The organism is Niabella sp. CPT15-335-S11, from assembly GCF_058792415.1.
In genome coordinates this window covers 1,266,890-1,287,112 of the sequence record NZ_JBYTEI010000001.1, presented here as the reverse complement: position 1 = coordinate 1,287,112, position 20,223 = coordinate 1,266,890, and the positions used below count along the sequence as shown (strand labels likewise).

The 20,223-nt window shown below is 47.3% G+C and carries 12 protein-coding genes; 4 read left to right on the top strand and 8 right to left on the bottom strand.

Annotated elements, in window-relative coordinates; translation table 11 throughout:
* The first annotated feature begins 180 nt into the window (after positions 1 to 180).
* Positions 181 to 1,572, top strand: coding sequence for a putative oxidoreductase C-terminal domain-containing protein (locus tag AC3WS5_RS05115; RefSeq protein WP_492466177.1), 1,392 nt, complete (start codon positions 181 to 183; stop codon positions 1,570 to 1,572).
* Between the two features lie 9 nt (positions 1,573 to 1,581).
* Here AC3WS5_RS05115 and uvrA read toward each other — a convergent pair whose 3' ends face one another.
* The gene (uvrA, locus tag AC3WS5_RS05110; protein ID WP_492466469.1) at positions 1,582 to 4,455 is read right to left on the bottom strand and encodes an excinuclease ABC subunit UvrA; all 2,874 of its coding nucleotides are present in this window, start codon (positions 4,453 to 4,455) and stop codon (positions 1,582 to 1,584) included.
* Between the two features lie 593 nt (positions 4,456 to 5,048).
* Between uvrA and AC3WS5_RS05105 the strand changes: the two genes are divergently transcribed.
* The gene (locus AC3WS5_RS05105) at positions 5,049 to 5,621 is read left to right on the top strand and encodes an RNA polymerase sigma factor (RefSeq protein WP_492466176.1); all 573 of its coding nucleotides are present in this window, start codon (positions 5,049 to 5,051) and stop codon (positions 5,619 to 5,621) included.
* A 376-nt stretch (positions 5,622 to 5,997) separates the two neighbouring features.
* Here AC3WS5_RS05105 and AC3WS5_RS05100 read toward each other — a convergent pair whose 3' ends face one another.
* Both AC3WS5_RS05100 and AC3WS5_RS05095 read right to left on the bottom strand, forming a co-directional pair.
* The gene (locus AC3WS5_RS05100; RefSeq protein ID WP_492466175.1) at positions 5,998 to 6,498 is read right to left on the bottom strand and encodes an RNA polymerase sigma factor; all 501 of its coding nucleotides are present in this window, start codon (positions 6,496 to 6,498) and stop codon (positions 5,998 to 6,000) included.
* Between the two features lie 107 nt (positions 6,499 to 6,605).
* Positions 6,606 to 7,307 carry a tyrosine-protein phosphatase gene (locus AC3WS5_RS05095; protein WP_492466174.1) on the bottom strand — a complete coding sequence of 234 codons (702 nt, stop codon included), beginning with the start codon at positions 7,305 to 7,307 and terminating at the stop codon, positions 6,606 to 6,608.
* 328 nt (positions 7,308 to 7,635) lie between these two features.
* On the opposite strand from AC3WS5_RS05095, the gene polA reads away from it, so the two are divergent.
* Both polA and AC3WS5_RS05085 read left to right on the top strand, forming a co-directional pair.
* Positions 7,636 to 10,521, top strand: a complete 2,886-nt coding sequence (polA, locus tag AC3WS5_RS05090) for a DNA polymerase I (RefSeq protein WP_492466173.1) — start codon at positions 7,636 to 7,638, stop codon at positions 10,519 to 10,521.
* Between the two features lie 35 nt (positions 10,522 to 10,556).
* Positions 10,557 to 10,919 carry a hypothetical protein gene (locus AC3WS5_RS05085; protein WP_492466172.1) on the top strand — a complete coding sequence of 121 codons (363 nt, stop codon included), beginning with the start codon at positions 10,557 to 10,559 and terminating at the stop codon, positions 10,917 to 10,919.
* A 122-nt stretch (positions 10,920 to 11,041) separates the two neighbouring features.
* Here the strand turns inward: AC3WS5_RS05085 and AC3WS5_RS05080 are convergent, their stop codons facing one another.
* From AC3WS5_RS05080 to AC3WS5_RS05060, 5 genes are all read right to left on the bottom strand, one after another.
* A complete protein-coding gene (locus tag AC3WS5_RS05080) occupies positions 11,042 to 14,266 on the bottom strand; it encodes an error-prone DNA polymerase (protein WP_492466171.1) in 3,225 nt (1,074 codons plus the stop codon).
* A 6-nt stretch (positions 14,267 to 14,272) separates the two neighbouring features.
* Positions 14,273 to 15,772, bottom strand: coding sequence for a Y-family DNA polymerase (locus tag AC3WS5_RS05075; RefSeq protein ID WP_492466170.1), 1,500 nt, complete (start codon positions 15,770 to 15,772; stop codon positions 14,273 to 14,275).
* Between the two features lies 1 nt (position 15,773).
* Positions 15,774 to 16,523, bottom strand: a complete 750-nt coding sequence (locus AC3WS5_RS05070) for an ImuA family protein (protein WP_492466169.1) — start codon at positions 16,521 to 16,523, stop codon at positions 15,774 to 15,776.
* Between the two features lie 313 nt (positions 16,524 to 16,836).
* Positions 16,837 to 18,480 (bottom strand): peptide MFS transporter, encoded by a 1,644-nt coding sequence (locus tag AC3WS5_RS05065; protein ID WP_492466168.1) that lies wholly within the window; start codon positions 18,478 to 18,480, stop codon positions 16,837 to 16,839.
* A gap of 91 nt (positions 18,481 to 18,571) precedes the next feature.
* Positions 18,572 to 20,083, bottom strand: a complete 1,512-nt coding sequence (locus AC3WS5_RS05060) for a peptide MFS transporter (RefSeq protein WP_492466167.1) — start codon at positions 20,081 to 20,083, stop codon at positions 18,572 to 18,574.
* Positions 20,084 to 20,223: the final 140 nt, after the last annotated feature.

Below are 20,223 nucleotides of genomic sequence, written 5' to 3'. Positions count from 1 at the left end.
CCAAATTGAAGATTTAGCGATACCTTCGTTACCTCGTGAGCAGAGCGCTGCTTGCGGAAATTTACACGCGTTGTTTTAATATGATAAAATATTACTATAACATACCTGCGGATTTACTAGCCGGTGATGGCTTCGGACATAATGAGTGCCGAAATAGTATTACAAATAAAATATATGAAAATGAAGAAAAGACTTTTGCCATTGTTTATGTTACCCTTACTGATAGCCTGTCATAACACCCCCGGATCCGGTGAGCAGAAAGAGCATGCGGCCTCTATAACCCTTGTAACCCTCGACCCGGGCCATTTCCATGCTGCCCTCGTGCAGAAAACCATGTATCCCGAAGTGGATTCCAATGTATACGTTTATGCTCCCGATGGACCCGACCTTCAAATGCACCTCCAGCGGATTGAGGGGTTCAACACCCGGGCAGACAACCCTACACACTGGAAGGAACATACTTATACCGGCGGCGACTTCTTCGAAAAGATGATTGCTGAAAAAAAAGGTAATGTGGTTGTCATGGCAGGAAACAATCAAAAAAAGACTGAATACATCATGAAAACAGTGGATGCAGGGATGAATGTCCTTGCCGACAAACCCATGGCCATCAATAAAGAGGGATTCAGTCTACTGCAACAGGCATTTGCAAAAGCCGCTGAAAAGAAAGTGCTGCTCTATGATATCATGACCGAAAGATTCGAGATCAACACCATGCTTCAGAAAGCATTTTCGCAGATCCCATCCGTATTTGGGGAACTGGAAAAAGGAACTGCAGAAAATCCCGCTGTGACCAAAGAGAGTGTACACCATTTCTACAAATCAGTGTCGGGAAGTATCCTTCAGCGGCCCGCCTGGTTCATGGATGTTACCCAGCAGGGTGAGGGGATTGTGGATGTTACCACTCACCTGGTTGATCTGGTGCAATGGGAATGCTTCCCTGATCAGGTGCTCGACTACAAAAAAGATGTTGAAATGGTATCAGCCAAACGCTGGCCGACAACGATGACCAGGAGCCAGTTTGCCGACATTACACGGCTTGATGCATTTCCAGACTACCTGAAAAAAGACCTGGTGAATGACAGCACGCTAAACGTTTTCAGTAACGGTGAAATTAATTATAAGTTGCGCGGCGTACATGCGAAAGTTTCCGTCACCTGGGCCTATAAAGCTCCGGAAGGCACCGGCGACACGCATTACTCCATCATGAGAGGAACCCGGGCAAACCTGATCATCCGCCAGGGGAAAGAACAAAATTACAAACCGGCCCTGTACATCGAATCAGTTAAGAAAAACGATGCCGGTTTTGACAAAGACCTGACGGAATCCCTGAAATCGATTCAGGAAAAATACCCCGGCGTCGAAATAAAAAAAATCGCAACCGGCTGGCAGGTTGTTGTTCCTGAAAAATATAATACCGGACATGAAGCGCATTTTGGCCAGGTGACAGAAAAATATCTGCAATACCTGAAAGACGGGAAGCTTCCCGACTGGGAAGTTCCAAATATGATCACCAAATATTACATCACCACTTCAGCGCTGGAGATGGCGATGCAGGCAGGCAAGAAATAAGGTCGGGCATCATAAATATTTCCCCGTATAACTACGCTTTACTTTTTTGATATCTTCGGGCCGGCCGGCGAACACCAGCTCGCCACCACCCTCTCCGGCTTCAGGACCGAGCTCAATCAGCCAGTCAGCACTCTTAATTACGTCCAGGTTGTGTTCAATGACCAGGATGGAGTGACCCTGCTCAATCAGTGCGTTAAAGGAAGCCAGCAATTTCTTGATATCGTGAAAGTGCAGACCAGTCGTAGGTTCATCAAAAATGAAAAGGATCTTGTTGCTGTTCCTGCTTTTACCCAGGAATGACGCCAGCTTTACCCTTTGAGCTTCGCCACCGGAAAGTGTGGCTGAAGATTGCCCCAGCTTGACATACCCCAACCCTACGTCCGACAAGGGCTGAAGCGCGCTGTCAATAGAGCCCGGCTGACCGGCAAAAAAGCTGATAGCCTCATCCACGCTCATGTTCAGTACATCATGAATACTCTTTCCCTGAATTTGCACCTCCAGCACTTCGTCTTTGAATCGCTTTCCGCCACAACTTTCACACACCAGGTGTACATCAGCGAGAAACTGCATTTCCACCACCTGTTCCCCCTCGCCTTTGCAGGTGTCGCAGCGCCCACCATCTACATTAAACGAAAAATGCTTAGGTAAAAATCCCCGCATTTTGCTAAGGGGTTGCCTCGCGAAAAGATCCCGGATCTCATCGTATACCTTGATATAAGTCACCGGATTGCTCCTCGATGATTTCCCGATCGGGTTCTGATCCACCATTTCCACCTGGTGTATGCTTTGAAGATCACCGGAGATAGATTTATGAAGCCCGGCTTTATCGCCGGCGACCGGACCGCCCTTTATACGCTGCAGACCCTGGTAAAGGATCTGCCTGACAAGTGTGGTCTTCCCGCTCCCGCTCACTCCACTGACTACGCACAGTACATTCAGCGGGAACTCTACATCTATATCCTTCAGATTGTTTTGGCGGGCGCCTTCTACTTTAATAGATCGATTCCATTTACGAAGTATTTTTGGTTTCTCAATCTTAAGTTCACCGCTCAGGTACTTTCCAGTTAGACTTAAAGGATTATACATAAGATCCTGGTAATCGCCGACTGCCACTACTTCTCCCCCCAGGTGAGAGGCCAGGGGGCCCATGTCGATAATATGATCGGCCTCGCGCATCATCATCTCATCATGTTCCACCACAATCACTGTATTTCCCAGGTCGCGCAACTCTTTAAGCACTTTGATAAGATTCTGCGTATCCCTGGAATGCAGGCCAATGGACGGCTCGTCCAGGATGTACAGGGAGTTCGTCAGGTTGCTGCCCAGGCTTCGCGTTAATTGAATCCGCTGGCTCTCGCCCCCGCTTAGTGTATTGGCTACCCGGCCGAGGGTAAGATAACCGAGGCCGGTCTTCAACAGCGTATCCAACCTGTTATTTATTTCCAGCAATATTCTTTTGGCTACTTCTTTCTTGTGGGCATTCAGTTTGAGTTTACCAAACCACTGTTTCAGGTCTTTGGCCGGCATCTCAGTGAGCTCCCCAATATTCCTGCCGCCAACCTGCACATACAGTGACTCCTTTCGCAGCCTGTGACCATTGCATGCCGGACACTTCGTACGGCCACGGTAGCGGCTGAGTAATACCCTGTATTGAACTTTGTAAAGATTTTGTTCCACTTCCCTGAAAAACTCATCGATACCCGGCAGCAGTCCCTTCCCTTTCCAGAGCAGCGCGTACTGTGCTTTGGTCAGTTCGGATACAGGCTTATGAACCGGAAAATCGTAATCAGCGGCGTAACGTACGAAGCGGTCTTTCCACCGGCCTAATTTCTCTCCTTTCCAGGGAGCAACTGCCCCTTCATAAACGCTCAGGTTTTTGTCAGGTATCACCAGGTCCTCATCAATGCCTAATACCAGACTGAATCCCTCGCAGACAGGGCACGCGCCGAGTGGGTTATTAAAAGAAAAAAGATTGGGTTGTGGTTCCTCGAATACTATTCCGTCAAGTTCGAACCTATTGTTGAAACGATGCAATTTGCCGGGGGATATTAAAGCGGATTTTCTTTTGCCTGATCCATTTTTTTTTGGAGTTTCTGTCTGTCCGCTTTCCTGCCAAAGAAAAACATCTCCTTCACCTTCGTAAAAAGCGGTGCCAATCGAGTCCCCGAGCCGGTGCTCATCATCCTCGTCCAGATCTTTTGCTACAATCCTGTCAACCAGGACATAAACATCCTCCGTCTTTTTTGTCCGGGCCTTTCCTGAAGGTCCTTCCAGCTCGTTATTGTCCTTCTCCAACAGATCCTCTATCCGATCGATGCGGATATCATCTATGGCGTTTTCAGAAAGCGTGGCCAGGCGCGAAAAACCTTTTTGCATCAGTATATTGAGCTCTTCCCGGTAGTTCCGGTTGGGCTGTTGTTTAAACTTCACAAGGATATAGATCCTGTCGCCCGCGGGAAACCCTCTGATCGCTTGAATGACGTCCTGAACATCATCTTTTTTTACCATATTTCCCGATACCGGCGAGATGGTGTCTCCCACTCTCGCATACAAAAGACGCAGGTAGTCATAAATCTCCGTCATAGTGCCTACGGTACTTCGCGGGGTGCGTGTTATGACTTTTTGTTCGATGGCAATCGCCGGGCTCAGCCCCTTGATATTATCTACATCGGGTTTGTTCATCCGGTTCAGAAATTGGCGGGCATAGGCGCTCAGACTTTCTGCATACCGGCGTTGACCCTCCGCGTACAGCGTGTCAATGGTCAGGGATGATTTTCCAGAACCCGAAACACCAGTAACAACAATCAGCTTGTTCCGCGGGAAGCTTACAGTAATATTTTTAAGGTTATGAACCCTGGCCCCTTTGACCAGAATCTCATCCATCGTTTTAACAGCCACAAGAATAGAATTTATTATAGTGCGCGCAGTGTTGAACTTACCCCTACAGGTTAGGAACTCAATTTCCTGCTATAGCCTACAAACTTATGCAGGAATATTCATTCCCCGCTAACCAAATTTAACCCCGGGGGCAACCTGGCGGGTTCGAGAAAGACAACCCCTCAATATACGAAATAATCCTGAATAAAACAAGAATTAAGGCAATTCTTTCAAATCGAGTTTTGATATTGAGTTTGAGTTGAAACGGAAAGAATAGCGTCTGGCAGGCAACGATTCTTATACGGTCAGTGACAAGCTCACTAAAAATATGGCGCCAGTGACAACTCAATTTGGTATTTCATTATTGTCTAGGAACCAGGCAATTAACAGATTTGTTAATGAATTTTAACATAAATTTTTCAAAACTTAGCGGTTTTCGGGGCTACAAATTGGAACAAAGACCCGAAAATTCCTATTTTCGCATCCGTTCTGACCTCCAAAAAGGCAGAATTTTGTTTTAAAGGCTATTTCCTTTAATAGTTTTGAAATCTTAACCTCGCGGCGATACTTTTTGTCACCGGAATAAAATCTGACGGAAGATGATAACTTATTTAAAGAAAAGTGACAATGAATTAATTAGTTTGTTTGCGAATGGCCATGACTCTGCTTTAGATTTACTTTTAGACAGATATAAAGACAAACTTTTCAATGCAATTTTATTTATAGTTAAAGACAAATATCACGCTGAGGATATTTCTCAGGAAGTCTTTATCAAAATCATAGAAACACTCAAGAGCGGTAAATACAAGGAGGAGGGAAAGTTCCTGCCCTGGGCCATGCGTATTGCCCATAACCTGAGTGTTGACTACTTCAGGAAACTAAAACGGATCCCTTTTGCAAAAAGCAGCGTGGATCATGAAGCATTGGATAATATCAACTGTGCAGACCAAAACGTTGAAGAAAAAATCATTTCTGTTCAAAATATAGGGAAAGCCAAAGACATGCTTGAGCAATTACCCATGGAACAGCGTGAAGTAATTATTCTGAGACATTTCGGTAACCTGAGTTTTAAAGAAATTGCCGAACTCACCGGATGCAGCATCAACACTGCGCTTGGCAGAATGCGCTATGGCCTGATCAACCTCCGAAAATTAATGACAGGCAAACATTAGCCTGTAACTGCTGCCAATAAAGATCTTTGTCATCTTGTAACTCCGATAGGAAAATAGGGAATTCGAATTAATACTCCGAATTACTTGCCGAACCAACCGGTTGTTGCAGGATGACACCAAATTGATAAATCCCTGTCCGGAAATAGGACGGGGATTCGTCTTATAGGGCAAGGCGTGATCGATCCACCCACTTCAAACCCGGCCAGTGATACTCATTGAAAAACCCCCGCGCCTGAAAAAAAACCGGAAGTGATTTTATATAAACTTTAAGAAAAACACGGCTTAATTCAACCGCTAAAACGAAATATCGCTTTAGAAACGCCCCATGCTCAAAGTCTGCCTTGTACTGGGGGCACTCCCACAATTTAGTCCTGAATCAATACCGGCGTATCTGTTCTTTCAGCAACTTTCTGGCAAAGTGAATACGGCTTTTGATCGTACCCAATGGTTCATCCAGATAGTCCGAAATCTCCTGGTATTTATACCCTTCAAAATACAATTTAAAAGGAGTGCGAAATGTCTCAGGTAGATCTTCAATGGCTTTCAGAATTTCCTTTTCCCGAAGGTTACTATCGGCCTGGTTAGAAATAGACACCTGCTTCAGATTGATCAGGTAATCTTCCGGGGTGCTGTCGAAGACTGTTCTTCTTTTGGCATTCCGGCGATAATCATTAATAAAGATATTACGCATGATCGTGAACAACCATGCTTTTATATTTGTTCCGTTACGATACTTTTCATGATTTGCCAGCGCCCTGAACAACGTCTCCTGATAGAGGTCTTTGGCGCTTTCGGGATTCTTGGTCAGGTTTACCGCAAAGGGTTTGAGGAAATCAGCATTATCGATCAATAAATTTTTAAATTCTTTGACTGCCATTTTGTTTGTTGATTTGGGAACCTCTAAATTAATGTTTAAACTTTGTCTTTCCAATAGTTTAAATAAATAATAACAAAAACTTTACCGTTACGTGGCGTCTGCCATTCCTACAGGGTATTGTTCAGTAAACTGCCACTGTTGAGCAGGATTTCCAATTCGGGGGTAATCCAAATCCTTTTCAGTCGTTCCAGGTGACCCTGGTGATGCAAATCTGTACCCATAAAGCTGTACAGGTCTTTTTCAATCAGGTAATTGGCCAGGTCACGGACCGTTTTACCGTAAATACCGGTAAGTGAGAGGATATTTAGTTGCAGCATGCAGCCATTCTCCCTTAGTTCATGAAAAATCTCCCTGGCGCCGTTCAGGTACAAATAGCGCTCGGGGTGCGCTAACACAGGCTGGTAACCAGCAAGCTGCATTTCGAAAAGCATTTCCCTCATAGCCAGTGACACGTGCATGGTAGAGAATTCCACCAATACTTTGTTCCCCGAGAAACTGAGTAACTTCGCTCTTTGGCTGAGGAGCTCAGCCAGATGTTCATCCAGGAAATATTCCGCGGCTGCAGACAACTCCACATCCAGACCGGTTTTCAGGAGCGCCTCCTGCACTTCCCCGAGCTTTTTTTGAATGATGTCCGGCGTGTTTTTATAAAAATCCCAGAAAATATGCGGTGTGGTGATCAGTTTCTTAAATCCCAGTTTCCGAAGACCGGTTATAAGTCGTAATGTAGCTTCCATATCCGGGGATCCGTCATCCAGACCCGGAAGCAGGTGAGAGTGCATATCAGCCTTTAGGACTGACAAATCCATTAAAGCGGCTTTCTTCCTTGTAAAAATTCCCATTATGAAATCTAGCTCTTAAGTTTAGCTGTTTTCGTCTTAGACGAAAACGTAGCATTCAATTATCCAAAAAAACTGCCTGTCGCGCCAAGTTACGATTTCTTGTCCAACTGTCTGTAATACAATTGTCTGAAATGTTGCCTAAAGCGTTTGAAACTTTAGTTTCAGGTAAAATCATTTATTTTTCGACAAAGCCCGGTTCAGGTTTCCTTTCGCCTACTGATGGTTGGGGTCGATGGCAAGAGCCTGGCGGCTTTTTCACATTTATCTATACCCCCAAATAACTATCTTAGCGCCTATGGAGAAAAAACTGTTTTTGTTAGACGCCTATGCCCTCGTTTTCAGGGCCTATTACGCCCTGATCCGCAGCCCCAGAATCACCAGCAAAAATAAAAACACCAATGCCCAGTTCGGCTTCACCAACACGCTGGTGGAACTGATGACGAAACAGAAACCTTCTCATATGGCCGTTTGTTTTGATACCCATGAACTAACGGAAAGACACATCAGTTATGCCGATTACAAAGCGAACCGCCAGGAAACTCCTGAAGACATTCTGATTGCAGTGCCAGATATAAAAAGAATCATCGAAGGTTTTAATATCCCGGTCATTGAGGCAGACGGCTTTGAAGCCGATGATATTATTGGCACACTGAGCAAAAAGGCCGAGGCAGAAGGATACAAGGTGTTTATGGTAACCTCAGACAAAGACTACGGGCAATTGGTCAGCGAAAATATTAAGATCTACAAACCAGGTTATCAGGGTGGCGATCCCGAGATCCTGGGGCCGGAAGAAGTCTGCGCTAAATGGAACATCCAAAACGTATCGCAGGTTATTGATGTACTCGGTTTGATGGGTGATGCAGTAGATAATATTCCGGGTATTGCTGGCGTCGGTGAAAAAACGGCGGCCAAACTCCTGGCGGCATATGGCACGCTGGAAAACGTAGTCGCGAACGCAGATAACATAAAAGGCGCCATTGGAAAAAAAGTTCAGGAGGGAAAGGACATGGCCATTCTTTCTAAAAGCCTGGCTACGATCATTATCGATGTCCCCGTGGAATTTCATGAAGAAGATTTCAGACTGAAGGAATGGAATAAGGAAGCACTGAAAGAAGTATTCGCAGAACTCGAATTCAGGACCCTGGCAAAGAGATTGCTGAACGAGGAACCGGATGCGCTGCCAAAGGAAGCGGCACAGAGTACCGCTACTTCTGCAGAAAAATCAAAAGCGTTGAAAACACCGAAAGGTGTACAAATAGACTTGTTTGGCAATATTACCGGCGACGGAGATACGCAGGATGAAGAAACGGAAGAAAATTTCCCGGAGTCGGATGGGGAAGAAAAAACTCTTACCACCCTAAAGAATATAAATGATGTGCCGCATGAATACACTCCGGTCAGCGGAGATAAAGACATCAAAGATCTGATAAAGGAATTATCAACATATGGTGATATTTGTTTTGATACCGAGACCACCAGTCTTGATGCCAGCATGGCTGAACTGGTGGGGATGAGCTTTTCTGTGATTCCCGGCCATGCCTGGTTTGTGCCCTGTCCCGCGGATCAGTCCGCAACAAAAAAAATACTTGATCTTTTCAGACCGCTTTTTGAAGACCCAAAGAAAACCTGGGTGGGGCAGAATTTGAAATATGATATGCTCGTACTAAAATGGCTCGGCTATGAACTCAGGGGAAATATTTTTGATACGATGCTGGCACATTATGTTATAGAACCCGATGGGAAACGAGGTATGGATCAACTCAGCGAAAAATATCTGGGATATGAACCTGTCCATATCGAAGAGCTGATTGGCAAGAAGGGAAAGAACCAGGGAAATATGCGGGATGTGGCCCTGGACCAGATCACCGAATACGCCGCTGAAGACGCAGACATTACGCTGCAACTCCGAAATGTGTTTGTCCCTATGCTGAAGGGGAAAGAAGTCGAAAGGGTCTTCACAGAAGTAGAAGCACCTTTGGTAAAGGTGCTTACAGATATGGAATTTGTGGGCGTAAAAATTGATGAAGCTTTTCTAAAATCCTACTCAAAGGAACTGAAGAAAGATGCTGCCGAAGCAGAAGAAAAAGTTTTCGCGTTAGCGGGAGTACGCTTTAACCTGGCATCCCCGAGACAATTAGGCGAAGTGTTGTTCGACAAACTGAAACTTGACCCTTCTGCCAAAAAAACTAAAACGGGTCAGTATCAAACCGGCGAGGACGTTCTTCAGAAACTCGCCGCCAGGGACTTAGCTATCGCGGAGGAAATTATCACTTTTCGGGAGCTGACAAAATTGAACTCAACTTATGTGGACGTTTTACCCCAACTTGTAAATCCGAAAACAGGCCGGGTTCACACCACCTACGGCCAGGCTGTTGCAGTAACCGGCAGGTTGGCCAGCAACAACCCAAACCTGCAGAACATACCCGTCCGTACCGACAGGGGCAGGGAGATCAGAAAGGCGTTTATACCCGGGGATTCAAATCGCGTACTAATTTCGGCGGATTACTCTCAGATTGAACTCCGCATTGTAGCCGCTATCAGTGGAGATGAAAATATGGTTAAGGCATTTAAATCCGGCGAGGATATTCACACCGCCACTGCTGCCCGGATCTTTAAAATAGATCCTTCCAAGGTGACCAAAGAAATGCGGTACAAAAGCAAAAGCGTAAATTTCGGTATTATCTACGGTCAGGGTGCTTTCGGACTGGCCGATAACCTGGGCATTTCAAGAACCGAAGCCAAAGAGATTATTGATAATTATAAAAAGGAGTTCAAAGGTATCCAGTCTTACATGGATAATACCATCAATTTTGCAAGAGAGCATGGATTTGTGCAAACCCTCATGGGAAGGAAAAGATGGTTGAGAGATATCAATTCAGCAAATTTCACCGTTCGGGGATTTGCAGAACGCAATGCGATCAATTCTCCCATCCAGGGGACAGCCGCCGACATGATCAAGCTGGCGATGCAAAAGGTTCATACTGCCATGAAAAAAGAAAAAATGCGCAGCCGCATGATCCTCCAGGTACATGATGAATTGGTGTTTGATGCTTGGAAAGATGAAGTTGACGAACTCAAACCCCTGATCCTGGAAAATATGGAGAACGCACTTCCCCTGCCTTCGGGTGTGCCGGTTGTCGCAGAATGCGGCGTTGGAGAAAATTGGCTTGAAGCGCATTAAGTAGATATTATCCCTTTCAATTATCTTTGCAACCTATGCAAAAGAAATTATATATTGCCTTAATGATTGTATTGGTGACCGGAGTTTTAGGCGCCTGCACCTCCGGCGACAACAGGCAGAAACTACTGCAGGGAGAATGGAACATCGTACTTTGGGGAGATCAACCCAGGGAAGGGAGTTTGATTTTCAAAGACAGTACCATGAAATTTGAAATGGCCGGCATCACAGAGGAAGCTGTTTTCAGATTACATAGCGATACCCTGACTTTTCGCCGTACCGGCGGCGGCACCAACATGATCAGCAGCGGTAACGATTGGGTGATCGACACTTTGTCGGCTAATACACTCGGCCTGAAAAGCCATTTTGGCCTTACGATCAAAGCCGGTAAATCAAATTGACGGACGCAGATCGTTGTCTTCAATTCTTACAGCAGACCGCAGGCCGACGATTTTTGAAATTACCGGTTTGGATCATGCTTATTGATACAACAAGTCCTGACCAGTATCCGGGCGCCTTTGATTTACCTGAAATTTCTTGAAGGGAACAACTCTCCCTGTACCAACTTTTTCGCCGTTTTCTTTTTACTGTCACCGGCTGAAATATCATCAGCGGGAGCTGTGACTTCCTGCAGAGGAGCAGTGTTTTTAGGGAACGCCATAGTTAACAATACCTGGTTCATATTATAGCAATGCCTTACAATTACGTGAGTCACGCCTGCTTCACGCTGCAGCTTCCCGGATACGCCGAGCAACCTGGCCTGTAAAATTTCCTTCCGGTATTTCTCAAATACAGCCCTGAATACAACCAGGTTAACAACACCCGTTTCATCTTCCAGCGTAATAAAACAAACCCCGGTAGCCGTGCCCGGACGCTGCCTCACCAATACCAGCCCCGCTACTTTAACAAATACCCCATCCTGCAACCCTTCCAGCGCTTTGGCTGTAAGAACGCTTCGCCCCGACAACTGCTGCCTGGCAAAACTGAGCGGATGAGCTTTCAGCGACAATGCTGTACTGCTGTAATCCTGCAGCACCTGTTCTGCAAGGTTTAACTGAGGCAATGACACTTCAGGTTCCTGTTTGCTCTCTGATGGTTGTCCCTGAAAAATACCCTCGGGTTTATCAGCAAGTGCCATGACTTCCCATAATGCCTGCCGCCTGTCCAGCCCCAAAGACCCGAAAGCATCTGCGTTAGCTAAGCGTTCCAGGGCAGACTGCGATACACCGGCATCATGTACCCGGTGGATACCGGTATAAGGCTGCTTTCTTTGTTGAACCAATACTTCCATTTCTGTTTCCGCCAGACCTTTAACCTGCCGGAACCCTAACCGGATAACGTAATATTTCCCTTTTTTCGTTTCCAGGATATTGTCCCACTGCGAGTAGTTCACATCCACCGGCCTCACCTCCACACCATGCCGCCGGGCATCGATAATTATCTGCGCGGGCTGATAAAATCCCAGAGGCATGCTATTCAGCAGCGCCGCGGCAAATACATCGGGATAATGACATTTAAGCCAGGATGAAGCGTATACCAGTAATGCAAAGCTTGCCGCATGACTCTCGGGGAAACCGTAGGACCCGAACCCTTCTAATTGCCGGAAGACGCGTTCCGCAAATTCTTTCTCATACCCCCTGGCAACCATACCATCTACCAGTTTGGCCCGCCACTTACTTACCTGACCATGCGCCTTAAATGTTGCCATGCTGCGGCGCAGACCATCTGCCTCTGTTGGCGTGAAGCCCGCGGCAACAATAGCTATTTCCATGGCCTGCTCCTGAAACAACGGCACACCTAGCGTACGGCCTAAAATATCCTGTAATTCTTTTGAAGGGTACACCGCCTTTTCCTTTCCCGTTCGCCGACGAAGGTAGGGATGAACCATATCGCCCTGGATGGGACCGGGTCTTACGATTGCCACCTCAATCACCAGGTCATAAAATTCTTTGGGACGTAACCTGGGTAACATGGACATCTGCGCCCTGCTCTCAATCTGAAACACTCCAATCGTATCCGCGCGACCAATCATTTCATAAACCTCCGGATCATCCTCAGGAATATTGGCAAGGGTTAGGTTCAAACTATAATGTTGCCGGGCCAGGTCGAATGCTTTCCGGATACAGGTGAGCATACCCAGCGCCAACACATCCACTTTCATAAACCCGAGTGTTTCTACATCGTCCTTGTTCCATTCAATATTGGTCCGGTTTTCCATTCGGGCATTCAGGATCGGGCATAGATCCGAAAGCTTATTCTGCGTGATAACAAACCCACCGGTATGCTGTCCCAGTTGCCTGGGAAACCCGATATACTGCCGCGTAAGCTCAAGCGTTTTAAGCAAGTGCGGATCATTGGCAATAAAACCCGCGGCAGACTTCTTATATCCTGCGAGCCATTCCTCATCAAATTCATAGCCTGATTTTGCCATATGATCAATAGCATCGGCAGACAGACCCATCGCTTTTCCCACATCTCTCACCGCCCCCTTCCAATGAACCTGCGTTACGGTGGCTACAATACCCGCACGATCGCGCCCATACTTCTTATAAATATATTGCATCACTTCCTCCCGCCGCTCGTGTTCAAAATCCACATCAATATCGGGTGGTTCATCCCGCGCTTCCGACATAAACCGGGCAAACAGCAGAGAAATTTTTTCAGGATTTACTGAAGTGATCCCCAGGCAATAGCATACCACTGAATTTGCCGCGGATCCGCGCCCCTGGCAGAGAATGCCTTCCCTTCTTGCAAAGCTGACAAAGTCATAAACCGTCAAAAAATAGGAAGCATAATCCTTCTGGGCAATAAAGGTCAGCTCATCCTGAATGGTCTTTTTTATTTTCTCCGGGATAGTGTCTCCAAACCGTTCTTTTGCCCCTTTCCAGGTCAGCAGGACCAGTTCCTCCTGTGGAGTACGGCCCTCACCGGTCAGCTCCTGCGGATAGATATACTTCAATTCATCCAAAGAAAAACGGCAGGCATCAGCGATCTCCCTGGTTCGGACAATGGCATCCGGATACTGTCGAAATAACCGTAACATCTCCTTTTCCGGCTTCAGATAACGTTCTGCATGCTGGCACAGCCTGAATCCGGCAGTATGAATGGTACACTTTTCTCTTATACAGGTAAGAATATCCTGAAGTTCCCGCCTGTCCGGACCATGATAATGCACATCATTGAGCGCCACCAGGGGAACCTGGCAGGTCTCCGACAAGCGGGACAAACGGAACAATTTTTTATGGTCATTTCCCTGATAGGTAAAAACAGCGCCGAGGTAAAGACGATCGCCCAGTATTTGCTTATACTCCCACACCCCATCTTTGAAGTCCTTTTCAAAATCAAACTGGCTGTTCAGTTCTGCAGGGGGAACAATAATAAACTTCATGCCTTCCGCTTGCTGATATACATCCGCCTTATACAGATCGCATTTTCCTTTTTCCGTACGCAGGTTGCCGATGGTCAGCAATGCAGAAAGCCGGCTGTAAGCAGCGCTGTCGGTAGGGTAAGTCAGCAGATCCGGACCATCCAGCAGATCCAGGCGGCAGGCGGGGATCAGCCTGATATCCCGGCCCCTGGTGGCAGCATGTGCACGCACAATTCCTGCCAGGGTATTACGATCTGTTATCGCTATTGCCCGGTAGCCCAGGGATACTGCGCGGTCTATAATCTCTTCAGGGTGTGATCCCCCCCGGAGAAAACTAAAGTTACTGGTAACCTGTAATTCTGTGTATTGCGGTTGTTCCATAACAAATTAAGCAAAAAAGCCATGTAAAAACCATTCCGGTTTGTGCTGATCATAATATCCCGAGCGGAACAGCCAATATCTTGCTCCATCTTCATCTTCGGCTATATAATAGTCCCGGACCAGGCCCGGATCCATCCACCACTCGCGTTCGATACGCTCCGGACCGTCTGCCTTTTTGATATGATGGACTTTCCCTTTGTACACAAAGAGCTTGGGAGGATAATCCGGAATGGGGGCCATTACATTAACCCGCTCCGGGTTGGGAAGCAGGTAAACAGGTCGTGGCCTGTCATCCGGCCAAACCCTATCCACCTTTTCAAATACGGAACCGGCGGGCTGCACGGATCGTTCTGGCCAATAACGCGCTGCTGGTAAATAGCGGCTGATGGCTTTTTCGCCAATCCTGCCTGTAATGCGATCCAGGAGATTCGCAAGCTCTTCGCGCTCACTACCGCCACCCAGAGCGGTCCAGAGCGACTCCTGGCGGACGGACAGATCTTCCACTTCCGGGGCCTCTAATACAAACTGTTCAATGCCCAACCCGGGCCTGATCATATCCAGTTTTTGCTCAAACAATTTTAACAGGTGCAACACATCCCTGACAGGTCTGTTGGTGCCGATTCCCACCTGCTGAACCCCGCCGTCTAACCGGTAACAGGTAAGCAAGGCCGTTCGCAGCCCTTTTGTTTCCCGGAGTAAATGTTTAGAAAGCACATCCAAAAGGGTTTTCAGGGCGAACTCAATCCCATTGCGGGTTTTAACAGGCTCCAGGCAGGGCAGGCTTTCCCGGAAAACAGGAGCGGGTTGTACCGGTTCCGGCAGTTCAATAGCCAGGCCCAGCGCCTGATCTATCCTGTTTATCAGTTCCTGTCCAAAACGGCGGCGTAATACAGATCCCGGCATATCGATAAACCCCGCTATAGTATGAAAACCCAACTGGCGCATTCGTTCCAGGATCTCAGCATTCAGGCGTAAGGCCGCCGGTGGCAGGGACAACAGGGCTTCTTTTTGATGGCCGGGTTTAATGACAGGGTCTCCCTGGCCATATCTGGCTACTGCCCAGGCAGCGCCAATCGTATCGGCAATGGCAACCCGTACGGTATATCCTATTACATGGAGCCGGTTTATGATATCGTTCCTATACTTCTGTTCGCCACCCCAAAGATGCGGGCACCCGCTAATATCTAAGATCAGTCCATCGGGAAGATCGATGGCAACGGTGGGTGTGAAACGGAAACACCATTCTGCCAACGCCCGTAACAGCTTCTCCTCAACACCGGGCCTGTCCCGGAACACCTTCAGGCCCGGAAGTATGGCACGGGCATCTGCCACTACCATGCCCGGCCGGATTCCTTTTTGCCAGGCAACCGGCCCCGTGGCTTTTATCAGCAAACGCCCCCTGTCTGCCATGGCCACCACAAACGGAACTAGTCCTAATTGTGGCCGGAGCTTTATAGCCCTTTCTGTTACCAGGCTGGGAAACCATATAGATAGATACCTGCTCATTCTACACAACTTTTTTTATCATCACCGGTATGCTGGCCTCTTTATCCTCAGCTACCCGGAATCCCTTTCCCGTCCATTGTACCTGCCAGCTACCTGGTCTGCCATTCCGGATCTTCAGCAGCTCCACTTTCCAATGAGGGAACCCCACACCAGGCATGTTTTCTTCAGTCAGACTGGCAAGCGGCCTGATCCTCCAGCGGGAAACACAGGCTGTCGTCCCCCCTGCCCCCTTCAACCTTCGTTGTATAAATCCTGTTACCCGGCTTTTCTCCACAGCAAGCTGAAAGCGCCTGGATGCAGTAAAAGCCAGATCCTGTACCTCTCCCACCACGGCTGAAAGCGCTTCATTTTTCAACCCTTCTTCAATAGCCCAAAGCGCATCCCTATTATTGATCGCATGAACAAAAATGACCTGGTCGGGAGAAAGACCAAAAGCCTTTAAACCCGGGGGAAATACCATCCGATGCGCACTAACCCACAGACAGGGGCCCCTGCGCATAAGAATACGCAGTAAACCAGCCATAAAACCCAGGGCCGCAGCCGCTTCCTGCCTGGACTGACTGACAAACTCATGCACCGCGCTAACGGGGAATACGCTGTGTGGAAAAGAGGCACCCATCATCCCCAAACCCATATCGGGGCACGATTCATCCAGAGGCGCATGCATTCCCTGCCATTGCAAAATATTATCCTGCAGTTGTTGAAATAATTGGGTGTTAAATGCTGCGTCTGCCATGGTAACGGTATCCATTCCAGGGCTAAATTAAACCAAAAAACTAAATAAATTAGCAAAATAATGCTAATTTATTTATCAACCTGATTATGAATCAATATCCGGGTTACTTAACAGAAAGTAGCGGGGGGCCTGCGAAACGCCTCTAAACAAAAGGCGGGAAGTTATTTGAGCGGGAAGTTGCAATCACCCGAAAGGATGTAATGCGCGACCAGACTTTCCCCCAGCGTCCCTGCTCGGGGCATTACAAGCTACTACACCCTGGGCTAACAACCGGCAAAGTGATTTCAACAGGGGCGGTCCGAAAAAATGCTCTGGTAAAAGCTCGGGTTTAATGTACGCCCTTATTCTTCATGATCCGGTTCAGCCAGCGAAGGATGAGGAACATAAAAGCTGCAGCTGCAAAAAGCAGGATAAAATTAAGCCAGAAATAATGACTCTTGTCATCGTACTGATCCCACTTACTGGACAAAATACCGCTAAGTTTGTTCCCGATAGAGGTTGACAGAAACCATCCACCCATCATCAGCGCGGTGATCCGCGGAGGGCTAAGTTTAGAGACCAGCGACAATCCCATCGGGCTCAGGAATAATTCTCCAATGGTGATCACCCCATAGCTTGCAACCAGCCAACCTACACTCACTTTCTGGGCGCCGTTGTGGCCGGCTCTCACAGCCCATACCATGACCAGTACCGAAAGGGCCGAAATCAGTAACCCAAAAGCGATCTTGGTAGCTGTACTCGGTTCCCTGCCCTTCCTCCTGAGCCAGGTGAAAAAGGCTACTAACAGCGGCGTCAGCAGAATAACCCAAAACGGGTTGATAGACTGGCTTAAAGAGGGCACCCAGGCTTTCACGGTGTCCCCGTTACGCAGGGGAGTTTTGCTCTGGTCCATATTTTTAAAGTAGGGAGGATAATCTATCCCCTTTACCTCCCGGCCATTTTCTTTGATCTTTCTGAACTGGTCGTCCAGCAACACCATCGAATCCCGGGTATAATGCAGGGTTTCTGTTTGCTTTAGCGTGGATAATACCTGGCCGCTCACCCCATCCACATGCCGTTCCGTATAGCGGCTTGCCCAGGTATTCAGGGCGGATCCGTTTTGTTTGAAAATAGCCCAGAATAAAATAACCACAGCAAATATGGAAAGCAGGGCAGAAAGCTGTGGCTTTTCGTCCCGGGGGCTCCGGATCCACAGAGAGATGAAAAAAACCAGGACCGGGAAACAGGCAAAAATGAACGCATCTGTACTTTTACTGTCAAATATATAACCCTCTGTCCCCCCGATAAAATACCCGATCACGCCAAACAAAATACAGGGCAGGATTACGATGGCAATGATTCTGCCGAGTGAAAGATCACCCGGTTTCATAGGCTTGCGTACATCAAAGTCGCGGTAATGCCTGGTGCCCGTCAGGAAAATGATCACACCGATAAACATACCGATACCTGCTGCGATAAAAGCAGCTCCCCAGCCGATCATCGTGTATAAAGCCGCTCCGAAAAAATTACAGACGAAGGCACCGATGTTGATCCCCATGTAAAAGATATTGTATCCCTCATCCTTTTTGTCCTGGTATTGGGGCATCGTGTAAACATTGCCCAGCAAGGTTGAAATATTAGGCTTGAAGAAACCATTTCCCAGGATGATCAGGGTCATGGCCGTATACAACATACTAATCGAGTGAACGCTCATGAGGCAGTAACCAACACCCATCAGTAACCCGCCCATGATAATCGATTTCCGGTATCCAAGGATGCGGTCAGCGATCAATCCCCCCAAAAAAGGCGTGAAATAAATCAGCGCTATAAAGGTACCATACAGGCTGGCCGATTCTTTTTCATCCATACCGAAACCGGTAACGGCATCCTTGAGGTAGAAAGTAAAAATACCCAGGATCAGGTAAAACCCAAATCGTTCCCACATTTCGCTGAAAAACAGGTATGGCAAGGCCTTAGGATGCTTTTTCCACATAACAAAGTTTTTAGACAGAAGATATTGTAATAATCCGTGTTAAAGAAAAACCGCTCCTCTTTGGGAACGGTCCTTCCATAAATAACAAACCTTATTTAATCCCGTACATCATTTTTTTCAGCACGTTGCTCAGCAGGAAAAGAATGATGGCCGCGGTGCCACTCATGACAATAAATACCATGAAGAAGTCATACAGGGTCGTGATTTGTATGCCAAGGAGATTCCCCGGTTTTTCGGTGGGAATTAAGGCACTCAGCGTCCCCGCCAGCTTATTGGCTGCTGCATTGGCAAGGAACCAGGTACCCATCAGCAGGGAGGCGAACCGTACCGGAGCCAGCTTGGATACCATTGATAAGCCTATGGGCGACAAACAGAGTTCACCCATTGTATGCAAAACATACAGGCCAAACAGCCACCACATGGCTACTTTGGAAGTAGTGTCGGCGCCCCTCACCGCGAAAGCGATCACCACATAACCCAGGCACAGCAGGACCAGGCCCCAGGCCATTTTTAACGGGGAGGAAGGCTCCATATTTCTTTTATTAAGAAATCCCCAGAAATAAGAAAATATAGGAGCCAGAGCAATAATTGCCAAAGGATTTATAGACTGAAACCAGCTTGCCGGCATTTCCCAGGCGCCTATATGACGTTCAGTCTGCTTATCGGCAAACAAAGTAAGCGAAGCCCCCGCCTGTTCAAAAGCACTCCAGAAAAAGATCACAAAGAAGACCAGGATGAAAATCACCCATATTCTGGATTTTTCTTCACGCGTAAGGGATTTATCGGTAATAATAACGGCAGGGACAATCACCATGGCCCCAAAAATCAGGTAGCTAACCACCTCGGCATCGCTGTGGAAAAAAGTCTTGAAACCTAGCAGGAAAAAGATCAGTACGACCGCTCCCAGGGTCATACCCAAACTCTTAATATCCAATTTTTTCACGGGCATACCCACGGGCTTTCCCTCCGCATTGTGCAGGTATTTGTTTTTAAATATTTCAAAAGAAATAATACTGATGATCATTCCAATACAAGCGGCCAGGAAGCCCCATTTGAAATCGATCACGTTACCAGTATCACCTAAACCACCACATATCAGGGGAGAAAAAAAGGCGCCAAGGTTGATCCCCATATAGAAAATTGTGAAAGCGCTGTCCACACGGTGGTCACTTTTCGGATACAATTGACCCACCATCGTGGAAATATTGGGTTTAAAGAAGCCATTCCCGATAATCAGTGAAGTCAGTCCCGCCCACATGAGCGTGGTGGATAATCCCGGATTATGCAGGACGCTGGCGCATAAAAACATCAGAAACTGGCCAATAGCCATCAGTATCCCTCCCGTCAGGATACTTCTGCGGTTGCCCAGGAACCTGTCACAGAGATATCCTCCCAGCAGGGGGGTCAGATAAACAAGCCCGGTGTAGCTTCCATAGATGTTGGAACCGTCTTTATCACTAAACAGCAAAGCCTTGGTCAGAAAAAGGATGAAAATAGCCCTCATTCCATAATAACTGAAACGCTCCCACATTTCAGTGAAAAAAAGCAAGTAGAGTCCGCGGGGGTGACCCTTTTGCACGGGAACGGCGGTCGTATCGGTCATCGTTAATGGTTTTTAAAAATTCCTGCCAAAATAAAACAAAATTATTCATTATTCAAGTTTTCATTTTTGGCTATCTTCCGCCCCGGAAAATGATCGCTGCGGCAAAACTGCTTCGGTCGAATGCAGGGTCAGCACTACAG